Raw genomic sequence first — 15,466 nt, forward strand, 5'->3', positions numbered from 1 at the left:
CTTGGGCAGTGGGCCAGAACATCGATCATTCTGCTCGGCGAGCAGCATGACCAGATCGCCCATCATCAGTGGGAAGCCGCTACCGTGCGCCACCTGGCAGCGCAAGGCAGGCTCGCTGCCCTGGTGGTCGAGATGGCCCCTGCAGGCGGCAGCACCCGGAGCCTGCCCGCATCGGCCAGCGATGAGGAGGTGAAAGCTGCTCTGCAATGGGCTCAGGGCGGCGGCCCGGGCGGCTGGCCCTGGCAAGACTATGGCCCGGTGGTGATGGCTGCCGTGAAAGCCGGCGTACCCGTGCTCGGTGGCAATCTGCCACGTACCCGGATGAAGCAGGCCATGGGCGAGTCCCGCTACGACGGACACCTGCCGGCTGCTGGCTGGCAGCTGCAGCTCGAGGCCATCAAGGACGGCCACTGCGGCCTGCTGCCCGAATCGCAGTTCGCGCCCATGGCCCGAATTCAGCTGGCCCGCGATGAATCCATGGCCAGAGTGACTGAAACAGCGGTGCGCGAGCTGGGCCAGACCGGCAAAAGCGTGCTGCTGGTGGCGGGCCGCGGCCATGTGCGCAGCGATATCGGCGTGCCGACCTGGCTGCCCGGCGATTTCAAGCAAAAGGTGGCGATAGCCCAATCAGACAAGGCGCAGACTGCTATCGCCATGAAGGCAGACAAGCTGCTGACGCTGGAGGGCAACGCCTCCGAAGACCAATGCAGCCAACTGCGCGAACAGTGGAAGAACAGACCTGCGCCCAAGTCTTGACGGGCTGCTGCAGCGCTGGTGATCCTCAGCCCGCGGTCGCGACAGCCACCAGCGGCTGCCCCTCACGCGTCTTTTCCAGCAGGCGCGTGAAGTCCTCGGCCGGCAAGGGCCGGCTGCAGAAATAGCCCTGAAAGTAGTCACAGCCTTTTTGCTGCAGGAAGGTCAGCTGCTCCTGGGTTTCCACGCCTTCGGCCAGGACCTTCAGACCCATGGCATGACCCAGGGCAATGACCGAGCTGCTGATGGTCATATCGTCCGCGCTGTGCGGAATGTCGCGGATAAAGCCCTGGTCGATCTTGAGCAGATCGAGCGGAAAACGCTTGAGGTGCGCCAGCGAGGAATAGCCGGTGCCAAAGTCATCGATGGCCAGGCGCAGGCCCAGCTCGCGCAGACGGTTGAGCACGGCCAACGCCTCTTCGGGCTTTTCGGCCAGTGCGCTTTCGGTGATTTCCAGCTCCAGCAGGCTGGCCGGGAAACCCGACTTGTTGAGCGCATCGGCCGTAGCCCCGGCAATATCGGTCAGCAAAAACTGATGCAGCGAGACATTGACCGCAATCGTCAGATCGGGCAGACCGGCAGCGCGCCATTGCTGGCCCTGACGACAGGCCTCACCCAGCACCCACAGGCCCAGCGGGCCGATAACGCCCGAGTTTTCCGCCACGGGAATGAAACGGGCCGGCGAGATCAGGCCTTCCTCAGGGTCCAGCCAGCGCAACAAGGCTTCAGCCCCCACCAGTCGCCCCGTCGCCAGTTCAATCTGTGGCTGGTAATACAGACGCATATGGCCCAGCTCCAGCGCACGGCGCAAGCGCGCCTCCAGCGCCAGACGCTCGCGGGCGGCCTGGGTCATGTTCTCATGGAAGAAGCACCAGGCATTGGAGCCTCTGGCCTTGGCTCCATACACCGCTGCATGGGCCCCCTGCAGCAGATCGTCGGCTGTCAATGCATGGTCGGGATACAGACAGATGCCTGCGCTGACGCTGACCACCACCGACAGGCCATCTGGCGTGGTCCAGGGCTGGCCGGCTGCTGCCATCAGGCGCTCGGCCACGTCCACCGCGCTGTCGCGACCGCAAATGGATTGCGCCACCACGCAGATTTCATCGCCCGCCAGGCGGCCAATGATATCGCCGTGCCGCAAAGCACCCTGCATCTGCACAGACACATGCCTGAGCACCTCGTCGCCAATGGAGTGGCCATAGCTGTCGTTCACGTCCTTGAAGCGGTCGATATTGAACAGCAGCACAGCCATGCGACGGTTGGTGCTCTGACTCAGCTCCACCGCCTCGCCCAGCATGCGCGTGAATTGAGAGCGGTTGGGCAGACCGGTCAAGGTGTCGCGATGGGCCAGAAACTCCAGCTGCTGCTCGCGCGCCTTCTCGGCCGAGATATCGGTGAACATGCAGACGTAATGCGTCACCTTGTCGTTGGCATCCTTGACCGCGCTCAGCGACATGCGCTCGGGAAAGACCTCTCCATTCTTGCGTCGATTCCAGATTTCGCCCTGCCAGTGCCCTGTGGCATGCATGCTGGCCCACATGGCGTCGTAGAAAGCCTTGTCATGTCGGCCGGACTTGAACATGCGCGGCGTCTTGCCCAGCATTTCCGCTTCGCTGAAGCCCAGCAGCTTGGTGAACGCGTGGTTGACCGAGAGAATTCGGCTGTGTGCATCGGTCACCACCACGCCCTCGATGGTGTTGTCCACCACCGTGGAAGCCAGGCGGCTGCGCTCATCGGCCTCGCGACTCGCAGTCTGGTCGGAGAGCAGGCCCGAGATCCGTATCAGGCGTCCGCTCTCATCCTTGTAGGCCTGGCCGCGTGCGCGAAACCAGCGATACAGGCCGTCAAAGCACAGCAGACGTGCCGTCAGCACCAGCATGCTGCCCTGCTCCAGTGCTTGCTCGGCCTGGGCACGCGCACCTGCGGCATCTTCGGGGTGCAGGCGCTGATGGAAATCGAACTCGCGGGCCAGATCCTGGCCCTGATAGCGCAGCAAGGCACTCATGCCCGTGGAGAAGTTCAGCCGCTGCTCGAGCGCGTCCCACTCCCACACGCCATTGCCGCTGCCCTCCAGCGCCAGGCGCAGCATGGTCTCGCTGCGCATCATGGCGTTGCGCGCACTCACCATCTCGCTGAGATCCTGCAGCACGCAGACCAGGGCCACCGGCCCGTCCACACCCGAAGCCGCCACGCGGCTGGTGGTGCACAGCACGGGCGTAACCTTGCCGGTGCAGGCATTCACGCATTGGCGCAGCACCTGGAAGTAATCGGTGCTGCCGTCCAGCAGGCGCTGCAGCTGCAGAGCAACTTCGTCCTGGTCATTCACAGGCACCAGAACACGAAAATCCTGACCGCGCAGCGACTCGACGCTACAGCCCAGCCAACCCGCCAGCTTGGCATTAGCCCAGACAATCTCTGCACCGCCCACATGCACGCGAGCCATGCCGGCCGGTGCGTGGCGCACCACCAGCTCCAGCTCCTGCGCCGTCTCCCGGCCACGCTGGTCGGCGCGCGCCTTGCGCTGCATGAACCAAAGTGCAACCAGCGCTGTCGCCAGCAACCAAACAATGAACAGGCCTATCTGCCAACGCAGCGACTGTCGATTCAGCGATACATCAAAATAGCCGAGCACGCCCGCCTGCGCCCCCAACCAAAGCATCCCCACGCACAAATAGAGGGTGACAATCACCCAGGGTGTGAGCGGGAAATGCCCCTCCTCGCTTTTCATGAATTTCCTTTGTCCGCAGGGTCCTCGCCTTGCTGCGACAATTGCCGAGCTATGACCCAAGCCTATATTTTGACTTTATCCTGCCCAGACCGACTGGGCCTGGTGCATGCCGTTTCCGGATTCTTGCTTGAGCAAGGCGGCAATATTGAAGAAGCAGCGCAGTACAACGACCCGGTAACCGGTCTGTTCTTCATGCGCGTGCAGTTTGCCTGCGATGGCAAAGACGCCGCCTCTTTAAAGGCATCCGTTGCCGAATTAGCTGATCAATATCAAATGCAGTGGAGTTTGCACTCCAAGGCCGAGCGCATCAAGACCGTCATCATGGTCAGCAAGGAAGGCCACTGCCTCAACGACCTGCTGTTCCGCTGGAAGTCGGGCCTGCTGCCCATCGAGATCAAGGCCATCATCAGCAACCACCGCGAGTTCTATCAGCTGGCGGCCAGCTACAACATCCCCTTCCATCACATTCCCGTGACTGCCGCGACCAAGGCCCAGGCCGAAGAGCGCCAGTACGAGATCATCGAGGAAGAAGGCGCCGAGCTGGTGGTGTTGGCACGCTACATGCAGGTGCTGTCCAACGACCTATGCAAAAAGCTGTCCGGCCGCGCCATCAATATCCACCACAGCTTCCTGCCCAGCTTCAAGGGCGCCAAGCCCTACTACCAGGCGCATGACCGCGGCGTGAAGCTGATCGGCGCCACCGCCCACTATGTGACGGCCGACCTCGACGAAGGCCCGATCATCGAGCAGGACGTGGCACGCGCCGACCATACCGACACCGTGGAAGACCTGACGGCCCGCGGCCGCGACACCGAGAGCCAGGTTCTGGCCCGTGCCGTGAAGTGGCATAGCGAGCGCCGCGTCATTCTCAACGGTCACAAGACCGTTGTGTTCCGCTAAATCCCTGGGCTTGGGATTGATTGTATGACCCGCAGCCCCGGCGCCTTGAACAGCATTACGGCCAGGCGGATTCCGCCGATACAGTGCCTGCTCACCTTCGAGGCTCTGGCGCGGCTGCGCTCGGTCACCTTGACGGCGGAGGAGCTGTGCGTAACGCCCAGTGCCGTCAGCCACAGAGTCAAGCAGCTGGAGCAGATTCTGGGAGCTCGCCTGTTCGGCCGAACGGATTTCTCGCTGACCACGGACGGCAGCTCCTATCTGGCCCATGTGCGTGAAGGCCTGGGCGCCTTGCAACGCTTTCCAGGAGCGTCAGCCTCGCCTGGGCGCAGACGCCTGAAGCTGGCCGTCACCCCCACCTTTGCGCGCGTGATCCTGATCCCGCGCCTGCGCCAGTTCACCGAAGCCTATCCCGAGATAGACATTGCGCTGCAGGTGTCGATTCCGCTGCTGGATGTGATCGGCGAGGATGCCGACCTGATGGTGCGCTTCGGCGCCGGCCACTATGCCGATGTGGAGCATATCGAGCTGGCCCGCGACACGGTCACGCCGCTGGCCTCGCCCAGCTTCATCCGCGAACATGGCCCGTTCGAGCGCCCGGACGACCTGGAAGGCATGCCGCTGCTGCGCAGCCCGCTGGAGCCCTGGCGCACATGGTTTGCCGCGACCGGCCTCGACATGGCCGAGCCCAACGAAGGCTCGCAGTTCAACGACATCGGTCTGATGTGCGACGCCGCATCGGCCAGCATGGGGATTGCACTGGTACGCCATAAGCTCGGTGCGCCCTGGCTGGAAAACGGTACGCTGGTGCGCCTCTTCGATGTCGATGCTCCCAGTCCCCACGCACACTATCTGTGCTGGAAGACCGGCATCATGGACCGCTGGGAATGTGCGGCCTTCGCAGAGTGGCTGCGCAAGGCCATGGGCTGAGCGGCAACCCGGCGGCTTCGCGGCGGCGCAGTTCTTGCTCGCAGTCCCTGCCGTTGCACGGATAGCTCGATGGATAACGAAGATGGAGCACCCACTGCATGAACCTGCAGCCCAGGCTGTACCCCGGCCTTGACCAGAACCAGGCCCTCAACAGCGAAGCGTCCTCGCTGCTCATCCGCGCCCTGGCCGGCACAGGCAAGACGACTACGCTGGCCATCAAGGCCACCGACCTGATCCGCGCCCAGGGCGCGCGCAACGTGCTGATGCTGGCCTACTCGGAGGCCGGCATCAAGGCCATTCAGGCGCGCCTGGACCGGATCTCCGCCGTGCGCCTCGAAGGCCTGCATCTGCTCACTCTGGAGCATTTTTGCGCCCGCCTACTCGAAGAGCAGGGCGACCCTGTCCCCATGCTCTCCTCCAGCCTGGAAAAGAACCTGCTCATCCAGCAGGCGCATGAAGCGCTGTCGCAAGAGGCCGAACGGCATGCCGAGCTCGACATACCCGAGCTGGCGGACTACTTCGCACGGCCTCTGGACATCAGCGCCTTCCTCGCTTTCGAGGCCCAGGCCAAGCAGTGCATGCTGGAACTCGACATCGACGACAGCGGCCTCAGCGCGCTGGCATATTGCCGCGACAACGCTCTGGACTACGGCCTGTACCGGCTGCTGCGCAGCTATGAGCGGCTACGCGCAGGCCCCACCCAGGAGCCGCTGTTCTATGCGCCCGGCGACTGCACCTACGCGCTGGCCTGCCAGCTGGCAGCACTGGACTTCGATGCCGGCTTCCCGCTGCTGCAGGGTCGCTTCGACGCCGTGCTGTTCGACGAACTGCAGGACCTTGACGAAGCCGCGCTGCTGGTGCTGCGCCATCTGGCGCGCGGCAACGGGCGTTTCATCGGTGTCGGCGACTTCAACCAGCACATACTGCCGGGCGCCTCCTCCATCTTTGGCGACAGCGCCCAGCGCATCCTGCAGGAGCTGCCTGCGGGCACCGGCCAGGCCACGCTCAACACGACCTATCGCTTCGGCCCCGTCATCTGCCAGGAACTGAACCAGCTCTTCGGCGTGGAATTCGACGCCCATTACCGCAATGCCTCGGCCTGGTTCGAACATCGCCGTGGCGATGACGAGGACTGCGCCCGGCAATTGCTGGATATTCATGCCGCAGTGGCCCGCCAGCCCCGCAAACCGCAGGACCCGCCGGCCGTGCTGCGTGTCATCCTGCATTCGCCCGAAGATTCGGTACTGCTCGAATGGCTGTTCGCCCACGAGGGCGTGCACTATGCCTGCAAAGGCATGCAGCGCTTCTACCAGCGCCGCGAAATCGCCCTGGTGCTGGCCATGCTGTGGGCCATGCAGGGCTGCAGCGGCGGTGCGCTGCTCTCGCAAGGCATTCTGAGCAGCGCTGCCGAAGGTCTGATGCGCTATGTGCGCCATGCCAGCCCGCCCGACCGGGATCTGCTGGCCAACGGCCTGTTCGACATGACTGCACTGGGCGACGCCCCGCCGGAGTCCGACACGCTGCGCATTGCCGCCGAACTCATGGGACAGCAAGCCGCCATGCGCCGCTTCCTCGCCGCCTACATCGCACCAGACTCCCCCTGTGCCCGGTTGCTGGCCTTGACCACCGACCAGTGCGCCGATGCGGGGCAGTTGCTTCAGCACCCTCTGTTGCGACAGTTCTTCGCCCAGGCCCCCATCAGCCAGGACGAACTGCGCCAGTGCCTGGCCAGCCTGCAAGCGCTGTCGCGCATCTGCGCCGGGCTTTCCGTCGATGAATTCCTGGGTCGCCTCAGCCTCATGGTCCAGTCGAGCATCGCGCAGCATCAGCGCCATGAAAAACCCAGCTTGCAACTGCTCACGGTAGAACGCAGCAAAGGCCATGAATACGAGTATGTGGCCGTGCCCTTTGTCAATTCCAGACACTTCTCGCCCAATGCGAGCGACCCACAGCGCAACATGCTCTACGTCGCCATGACCCGCGCCAGCAAGCGCCTGTGGATACTGGAGAGCAAATGACGACGCAAGGCCATGGGGCGATGCAGATCAAGCCCGTATCTCACAAGTGGGTCAAAACACCATAACGTCGCCCCCAGCCGACATGGCCACAGTTGCCCTCTCCCACCCTTGTTGCAGTCCTCCCACCATGGGCTCACAACAACGAGGAGGAGACCCATGCAAACCCCATCGCGCTGCGCCTGGCTACTGGCCGCCAGCATCACCACCAGCCTGACCCTGCATGCGCAGGAGAACAAGCTCACCATAGGCGCCAGCTTGCCACTGTCAGGCTCGCAGGCCGAGGCCGGCAAGGAAGGGATGAGCATCATGCAGGCGCAGGTGGAGGCATTCAACAAGCAGGGAGGCCTGGGCGGCAAAGCTTTGACACTCAAGGTGCTGGACGATGGCTACGAGCCACAGCGCGCCGCCAGCAATGCACGCCAACTGATCCAGGAAGGAGCCCTGGCCCTGCTCAACTGCTGGGGAACGGCCAGTTGCACAGCCATGCAACCCGAGGTACAGCAAGGCCAGACGGCCCTGGTGGGCGTGATTGCCGGAGCCGGCAGCATGCGCCAGCAGCCGGGCCGTTTCATCTATCCGCTGCGCGCCAGCACCCAGGCAGAAGTCGCGGCCATGCTGCAGCAGATGCAGACCATAGGTCTGCGGCGGATCGCCATCGTTCACCAGAACGACGGCTTCGGTAAAAACAGCCTGCAGATCGCCCTGAACGCCTTTGCAGCCAATGATCTCAAGGCCGCGGCAACTCTGCCCGTGGAGGCATCGGGCAGCAACACCCCGGACCTGGCCAGACAGCTGGCCGCCCTGCCCGATCTTCAAGGCGTCATCGTGCTGGCGGGCGCCCCTGCCACCATAGGTCTGATCACCATGGCCAGACAGGCTCATGTCACGGCGCCTTTCTACAACCTGGCCGCCCAGGCCAACCGTGCGGTGGTGCAAGGGCTGGGCCCTTATACACGCGGCATTGCCTTCACCACCCTGGTGCCCAGTCCCTGGAAGGGCGCGGTTCCGGCCATCAAGGACTACCAGCTGCTCCTCGACCACAGCGGCATGCCGCCTGCCTCCTATCTGGGCCTGGAAGTCTTTCTCAACACCCGAACCCTGCTGGACGCGCTGCGTAAAGCTGCACCCTCAAACAATCGAGCGGGCTTGCTGGCCGCCCTCGACGCCATGGGCGAGATTCGCTACGGCGCCATGCATCTGCGCTTCACACCGCCGCACACCGGCTCCAGCTATGTGGGGTTGACCATGATTGATGCGAGCGGCCATTTCAGGGAATAAATCAATTCCAAGTCTTATTCATCAATCATCAATAGCTATTATTTAAAGAGCAAATATCATCATCATCGCAAAGCATTTCAAGCAGCTTTGCAATAAAGCTCACACCAATGCGCGGGCGCATCCCCTACATTTGCAGGCATGACGTTCGCCAGCACTTTTACCGATCTCGTCGCCACCTCCAGCGCCGCGGCCAACGCCGCGCACCACCCGCCCGAGCAGTCCGAGCGTGCCCGGCGCCAGGCCGAGGTGGTGGAGGCACTGCGCCCCCATGTGCCGGCGCATGCCCTGCTCTATCAGAGCGAAGACACCACGCCCTATGAGTGCGACGGACTGACGGCCTACCGCCAGCGCCCTCTGCTGGTCTGCCTGCCCGAGACTTATACTCAGGTGCAGGCCGTGCTCAAGGCCTGCTACGCCATAGGAGCACCCGTCATTGCACGTGGCGCGGGGACGGGGCTTTCGGGCGGCGCCATGCCTCACCCCATGGGCGTGACGCTGTCGCTGGCCAAATTCAACAAAATCCTCAAGGTCGATGCCTACAGCCGTACAGCCCTGGTGCAGTGCGGCGTGCGCAACCTCGCCATCAGCGAAGCCGCTGCCCCCTACGGCCTGTACTATGCGCCCGACCCCAGCAGCCAGATCGCCTGCACCATCGGCGGCAATGTGGCCGAGAACTCGGGCGGCGTGCACTGCCTCAAGTATGGGCTCACGGTGCACAACGTGCTCAAGGTCAAAGGCTTCAGCATCGAAGGTGAGCCCGTCGAGTTCGGCTCGGATGCACTCGACACCCCCGGTCTGGACCTGCTGGCCGTCATGATAGGCAGCGAAGGCATGCTGGCCGTGGTGACCGAGGTCACGGTCAAGCTCGTGCCCAAGCCCCAGCTGGCGCGCTGCATCATGGCCAGCTTCGACGATGTGCGCAAAGCGGGCGACGCAGTGGCTGCGGTGATCGCGGCCGGCATCATTCCCGCCGGACTGGAAATGATGGACAAGCCCATGACGGCCGCCGTGGAGGACTTTGTGCGCGCCGGCTACGATCTCACTGCAGAAGCCATTTTGCTTTGCGAGAGCGACGGCACGCCCGAGGAGGTCGAGGAAGAGATCGCCCGCATGAGCGAAGTTCTGCGCCACGCTGGTGCCACGGCCATCACCGTCAGCGAAAGCGAGGAAGAACGTCTGCGCTTCTGGAGCGGGCGCAAGAACGCCTTCCCCGCCAGCGGCCGCATCAGCCCCGATTACATGTGCATGGACTCCACCATTCCGCGCAAGCGTCTGGCCGACATCCTGCTGGCGATTCAGGAGATGGAGAAGAAATACCAGCTGCGCTGCGCCAACGTGTTCCATGCAGGAGACGGCAATCTGCACCCCTTGATCCTGTTCGATGCCAACAACCCCGACGAATTGCACCGCTGCGAGCTGTTCGGCGCCGACATTCTGGAAACCAGCGTCGCCATGGGCGGCACGGTGACGGGTGAGCATGGTGTGGGCGTGGAAAAGCTCAACAGCATGTGCACCCAGTTCACAACGGCTGAGAACGCCCAGATGTTCGCGCTCAAAGCGGCGTTTGATCCGCAATCGCTGCTCAACCCCGGCAAGGTGATTCCCACGCTCAACCGCTGCGCCGAGTACGGCAAGATGCTGGTGCGCGGCGGACAGATTGCCCACCCCGATCTGCCGCGCTTTTAGCCGCCAGGAGAGCCATGCAGCGCAAATACAGGTTGATTCTGAGACTGTCTGCGCTGCTGCTCATGGCTGCCAGCCCAGGTGCGCATGCACGCGGCTATGCCTCCACCGGCAAATGTGGTATCTATCCACGCCTGGCCATCACCAGTCCCTCGGGCACCTGCGTAGGGTTGATAGCCGACGATGCCCATGGGCTGCGCTTTCCGCGCCGCGTATTGGAGATTGAGCCGGGCCGTATCTGGGTGCTGGACATGGGCAACTGGATGCCCCAGGTGGGCCAGCTGATCGAACTGCGCCTGCCGCCAGACGCGGCGACTCCCGCCAATGCCAACACCACGGCCAGGGCCGTCGAAGCAAGAGTGTTGCTGAGCAAGCTCAACTACCCTTCGGGTATGGCGCGCGGTCCGGACGGAAAAATCTATATCGGCGAGGCCGACAAGATATGGCGCGCTGCAGTGCCTTCACTCGGACAGACACCTCAGCCCGAGTTGCTGGCCAGCGGCCTGCCGGCCGACGGTGCGCACCTGCTCAAGGAGCTGGCGTTTGCGCCGGACGGCAGCCTCTACGTCAATATGGGATCGGCCACCGATGCCTGCCGGGGTGAAGACCAGAAGCAAGCCGTGCCCTGCCCCGAGCGCAGCGCGGCCATGCCGCGCGCTGCCGTCTGGCGCATGGTGCTGCAGGCCGGCAAGCAGCCCGTCAAGGAATTCAACCCCTTTGCCAGCGGCCTGCGCAACTCCATGGCGCTGGCCGTGATGCCCGACGGCCCTGCGGCAGGTACCGTCTGGCAAGGCGAAAACAATATCGACTACCGCGACCCCAGGCAACCGCCGGAGGAGCTCAACCTGCTGCGCGCGGGTGCCGACTACGGTTGGCCTTACTGCATAGGCGCACGCCAGAACGCACAGGGTTATGAAAAGCGCTTTGACTGCAGCAAGACCGAGGCACCGCATATGCTTTGGCCCGCCCACGTGGCTCCGCTGCAAATGCTGGCCACGCCTGTGGGCAGCGCATTTGGCGGGCAATTGCTGGTGGCCTGGCACGGCCAGCGCGCAGACGGTCAACGCCTCGTGGGCTTTGCGCGCGACGACAAGGGCCGGCCCTCTGGCAAACCCATTCAATGGCTGAGCAACTGGGACGCCAGGCCCGGTCTGCGCCCCGGCGGGCGCCCCACGGGCATCGGCCTCGATCATGCGGGCCGCCTGCTGGTGGTGGAGGACTTCAACCGCAGCCTGCTGATGCTAATGAGTGAAGCGGGCACGGCGCCAAGACCCAGGTAATCAGGTAAGGTGCTCAGTTCAGCAGATCGCGTCCACGCGCCAGAAACCTCGCGTACTCCTCGTCGGGGACAAACAGGCCGCCCGTGGTCCAGACAATATGTGTGGCGTTTGCCATGTGCGGCAACAGCTTCTGGCGCTGCAGATAATCCTGACCCGCAACACTCTCCAAAAGGGCCCGCGGACCGCCAAATCCCGCGGCCGCCGATGGCTCGATCTGCAGCCCCTCTCTATCCTTCAACAGGCACAGATGGCGAAACAGGGTTTCGTCCTCCACCGTGAAAACTCCGCCGAGAAAGCCACGCACCACGTCGGCAGCCAGCTCCGATGCACGCGGCACTGCCAGGCCATCGGCCTCGGTCTGGTTGTTCAGGCCCAGCTCATAGACCGAAGGATGGGCTTCCAGACCAGGCAGCGCTGCAGCACCAGCGAGCATCTCCACCATGAAGCAGGGCGACTGCACGGGCTCGGCAAAAAAACAATGCACATGCGGCCCGAATGCCTGCTGCAGACCCAGCGCCACGCCGCCGGGCGCACCCCCAACGCCGCAGGGAATATAGACAAACAAAGGATGCGCCTCATCCACGGCAATCCCGTTCTCTGCAAGTTGCGCGACCAGGTACGGAGCCGCCGCCGCATAGCCAAGCAGCAGCGAAAGCGAATGCTCGTCATCCACAAAGTGACAGTGCACATCCTGGTCGGCCAGCGCGCGGCCTGCGGCCACGGCCTGGGCATAGTCGCCGGCATGCTCCACCACCTGCACGCCACGGGCTCGCAGGCGCTGCTTTTTCCACTCCTTGGCATCGGCAGACATATGGACCGTTGCCTTGAAGCCAAGGCCCGAAGCCATGACGCCAATCGACAGGCCCAGATTGCCCGTGGAGCCTACCGCCACCTGGTAGCTGGCGAACACCGCACGCGCAGCATCGGAGGCCAGTTGCAGATAGTCGCCATCGGCCAGCAGGCCATGCTGCAAGGCGATCTGCTCCGCATACTCCAGCACCTCATGCACGCCACCGCGTGCCTTGATGGAGCCCGCTACTGGCAGGCTGTGATCGGCCTTGAGCCAGAGCCGACCCAGTTGCTCGGGCAGCTGCAAAGCCTGCTGCATCTGCGGCACGTGCAGCAGCGCCGACTCAATACGTCCGCCAGACACCTGCAACTCTGGAAACAGCTGCGCCAGCAAGGGTGCAAAACGTTCAAAACGCTGTACAGCCTGCTGAACCTGAGCTGCGTCTATAGAGTGCGTGGACCGAGCCCCTTCGCTGCGCCCGGCCCATAGCGCGGGCCGGGCATGACGCAGGTCTTCAACAAGGTCGCGCAGTGCGGGGAAAGTCATGGCAGGCATCCATCGTCATACAAGACCGCCATATTAGGGCCAATGGTGCATGCCAGACAGGTCAGCAAAGGCTCCGCATGGTCGCTATACCTCGCCCATGGCCGGGTCGCTGATCGTGTGCTGACCGGTTTCCACGCGGCCGGCAAAGCGCCGGTAGTACGCCGGATCGCTGTTGCAGGTTACGGCAAAGTCATACCACTGGCCGCTGGCCTTCAGCTCCCAATGCCTCTCGGCGCTGGCGGCAGCGGCAACGCTAACCGTCCATGGACCGTCGCTCAGGTAGGCCATGGGTGTGATGGTGAACACCGCAGCCTGAGCGCCCTTGTTCATCAGATCCACGTAGACATTGCCATTGGCGATGTCGTAGCAGACACGCACCTCGGGGGCAGCCTGTGTACTGCCCAGGCGATTCAGGTCGCCCTTGAAGTGGCGGTGAAAACCGTTGGGGCCCAGCACCCAGAGGTCGTACTTGCCGAAATTGTCGCGCACGGCATCCCAGGTATCGGCCAGCGTCTTGCCCGCTTCCACCATATAGCGGCGCGGCGTGCGATCCAGCTTGTAGCGGTCATAGACATGGAAGACGGCCGCCTGTGTACCGGTGTTGGCAAACACCAGCTCCACCTGGCTGTTGGCCTGACAGCGCGCACTGGTGTGCAGCTCGTAGGGCAAGGCCCGCGAGGGACGCGTACCGACCGCCTGCAAAGGCAGTTGCATATCGCGCGGCACCGGCACGGCGGGCAGCTTTTGCTGATCGGCACGCAGTTGGTCGGCGACATCGCGTGTGGATCGTCCAGCCAGCACGGGCAGGGTCTCGTTGTTCGGCGTCTTGAAGTTGAAGGTGCTCAGAAGATCTCCACATACCGCACGACGGAACGGGCTGATATTGGGTTCCTTCACGCCAAAGCGTGCCTCCAGAAAACGCAGCACCGACGTATGGTCGAATACCTGCGAGTTGACCCAGCCGCCACGACTCCAGGGCGAGATCACATACAGCGGAACGCGCGGCCCGGGACCGTAGACACGGCCATCGGGGGCGGGCTGGCTGCGGCTGCCGACCGGCGCGCCATGCGTGAAGTACTCGGCCTGCAGATCGGCCTCCGGCAGCGTGGTCTTGCCTGCATAGGTCTTGTCGGCGTTCTGCGATGGCGCCGAGGGCGAAGGCATATGGTCGAAGTAGCCGTCGTTCTCGTCGAAGTTGACCAGCAGCACGGTCTTGCTCCAGACCTCGGGATTGGCCGTCAGCGCGTCCAGCACCTCCTGCAGAAACCAGGCGCCCTGCACCGGGCTGGATGGGCCGGGGTGTTCGCAATAGATGGACGGTGCATTGACCCAGGACACCTGGGGCAGCTTGCCTTCGCGAATATCGCGCTTGAAGGCGTCCAGGTATTCCTCGGGCTTGTTGCCAGGCAAGGTGTTGGCCACGCCTTTGTACAGCGGGTTGGCAGCGTTGTCGCCGGCAGCATCATAGGCGTGGTAGGGCAAGGCCTGGCCGGTGTTGGTATACGGCGCATTGGGCGCACCGCCGCTGGAGACCGGAAAGCCGGAGGCCAGATTCGCTCTGCGGAAGTTCTGGAACGCCCCCAGCATGTTGTCGCCCCACTCGTCGGGCATGTTCTGGTAGCTGATCCAGCTCACCCCGGCTTCCTGCAGCCGCTCGGCATAAGTCTTCCATGTGTAGCCGGTGTTGGCGTCGCTGGGCACGCCGTTGATGGCATCCCACTCGTTATTCACGAAGGCCACGTTCTGCGGTATGGCACCGTTGGTGCCTGTCATGTGGAATGACCGGTTGGCGTCGGTGCCAGTGTGCATGGCGCAGTGGTAGGCATCGCAGATCGTGAAGGCATTGGCCAGCGCGAACTGGTAGGGCAGCTCCTGCTCCTTGAAATAGCCCATGGAGGTGTCCGTCTTGGCCACGGGCCAGCGCGACATGCGGCCGTTGTCCCAGGCCTGCTGACTGTCCAGCCAGGAATGAGGGGTGCCGGAAACGCGCTGCGCGTTGTTGGCCGTTCCGTCCAGATGGTAGGGCGTGATGACCGTACCGTTGGCACGCTCCTGCTGCCAGACCTTGCGGCCGTTGGGCACGGGAATCGTCATCCGGTCGCCAAAGCCGCGCACCCCCTTGAGTGTGCCGAAGTACTGATCGAAGGAGCGGTTTTCCTGCATCAGGATCACCACATGCTGTACGTCCATGACCGTGCCCGTGACATTGTTGGCCGGAATGGCCAGCGCACGGCGGATGCTGGGCGGAAAGGCCGCCAGTGCGGCAGCGGAAAAGGCGGCGTTCTTGCCGGCCTGCAGAAGGTTGCGTCGCGAAATCATGGTGAAGCCTTGTCTGTCACCGCGCTCAGGGAGCACAGCGCATCTCCGGCTTGGCCGGCTCGGTGGGGTTCGTGGGGGTCGTGGGATTGGTCGGGTTTGTGGGAGCAGGCGGGCTGTCATCGCTGCCACCACAGGCGGCCAGCGTGGCGGCCGTCAGACAGGCGAGCGCCAGCGCCTTGATCAAACGCTTGTTTTGCATGGAGTCTTTCGCTTTGATGTCGACAGGTTTCGACCGGCAAGA

The 15,466-nt window shown here is 63.6% G+C and carries 11 protein-coding genes; 7 read left to right on the plus strand and 4 right to left on the minus strand.

Translation table 11 applies throughout. The features are described from left to right. Window positions 1-756 (plus strand): ChaN family lipoprotein (locus CSE6_RS11040; protein ID WP_059440545.1); only part of this gene is annotated, 756 nt, incomplete at its 5' end. A 25-nt stretch (window positions 757-781) separates the two neighbouring features. On the opposite strand, the gene CSE6_RS11045 is transcribed toward CSE6_RS11040, so the two are convergent. Beyond that, window positions 782-3,484, minus strand: a complete 2,703-nt coding sequence (locus CSE6_RS11045; protein ID WP_059440546.1) for an EAL domain-containing protein — start codon at window positions 3,482-3,484, stop codon at window positions 782-784. A gap of 51 nt (window positions 3,485-3,535) precedes the next feature. On the opposite strand from CSE6_RS11045, the gene purU reads away from it, so the two are divergent. From purU to CSE6_RS11075, 6 genes are all read left to right on the plus strand, one after another. Then, a complete protein-coding gene (gene purU, locus CSE6_RS11050; protein ID WP_003068559.1) occupies window positions 3,536-4,384 on the plus strand; it encodes a formyltetrahydrofolate deformylase in 849 nt (282 codons plus the stop codon). Between the two features lie 24 nt (window positions 4,385-4,408). Continuing rightward, window positions 4,409-5,311 (plus strand): LysR substrate-binding domain-containing protein, encoded by a 903-nt coding sequence (locus tag CSE6_RS11055; RefSeq protein ID WP_012840040.1) that lies wholly within the window; start codon window positions 4,409-4,411, stop codon window positions 5,309-5,311. Window positions 5,312-5,409: 98 nt separating this feature from the next. Next, the gene (locus tag CSE6_RS11060) at window positions 5,410-7,329 is read left to right on the plus strand and encodes a UvrD-helicase domain-containing protein (RefSeq protein ID WP_034404472.1); all 1,920 of its coding nucleotides are present in this window, start codon (window positions 5,410-5,412) and stop codon (window positions 7,327-7,329) included. 156 nt (window positions 7,330-7,485) lie between these two features. Further along, a complete protein-coding gene (locus CSE6_RS11065; RefSeq protein ID WP_059440547.1) occupies window positions 7,486-8,607 on the plus strand; it encodes an ABC transporter substrate-binding protein in 1,122 nt (373 codons plus the stop codon). 138 nt (window positions 8,608-8,745) lie between these two features. Next, window positions 8,746-10,293 (plus strand): FAD-linked oxidase C-terminal domain-containing protein, encoded by a 1,548-nt coding sequence (locus CSE6_RS11070; protein ID WP_034404478.1) that lies wholly within the window; start codon window positions 8,746-8,748, stop codon window positions 10,291-10,293. A 14-nt stretch (window positions 10,294-10,307) separates the two neighbouring features. Continuing rightward, window positions 10,308-11,570, plus strand: a complete 1,263-nt coding sequence (locus tag CSE6_RS11075) for a sorbosone dehydrogenase family protein (protein ID WP_045838801.1) — start codon at window positions 10,308-10,310, stop codon at window positions 11,568-11,570. 13 nt (window positions 11,571-11,583) lie between these two features. On the opposite strand, the gene CSE6_RS11080 is transcribed toward CSE6_RS11075, so the two are convergent. The 3 genes from CSE6_RS11080 to CSE6_RS26070 all read right to left on the minus strand — a co-directional run bounded on the left by CSE6_RS11080 (window position 11,584) and on the right by CSE6_RS26070 (window position 15,424). After that, window positions 11,584-12,915, minus strand: a complete 1,332-nt coding sequence (locus CSE6_RS11080) for a D-serine ammonia-lyase (protein WP_083994720.1) — start codon at window positions 12,913-12,915, stop codon at window positions 11,584-11,586. Between the two features lie 75 nt (window positions 12,916-12,990). Next, window positions 12,991-15,225 (minus strand): phosphocholine-specific phospholipase C, encoded by a 2,235-nt coding sequence (locus CSE6_RS11085; RefSeq protein WP_193751118.1) that lies wholly within the window; start codon window positions 15,223-15,225, stop codon window positions 12,991-12,993. 25 nt (window positions 15,226-15,250) lie between these two features. Next, window positions 15,251-15,424, minus strand: a complete 174-nt coding sequence (locus CSE6_RS26070; RefSeq protein ID WP_165570867.1) for a hypothetical protein — start codon at window positions 15,422-15,424, stop codon at window positions 15,251-15,253. Window positions 15,425-15,466 lie beyond the last annotated feature (42 nt).

Origin of the sequence: Comamonas sp. E6 (assembly GCF_001010305.1) — a bacterium.
GTDB lineage: Bacteria > Pseudomonadota > Gammaproteobacteria > Burkholderiales > Burkholderiaceae_C > Comamonas > Comamonas thiooxydans.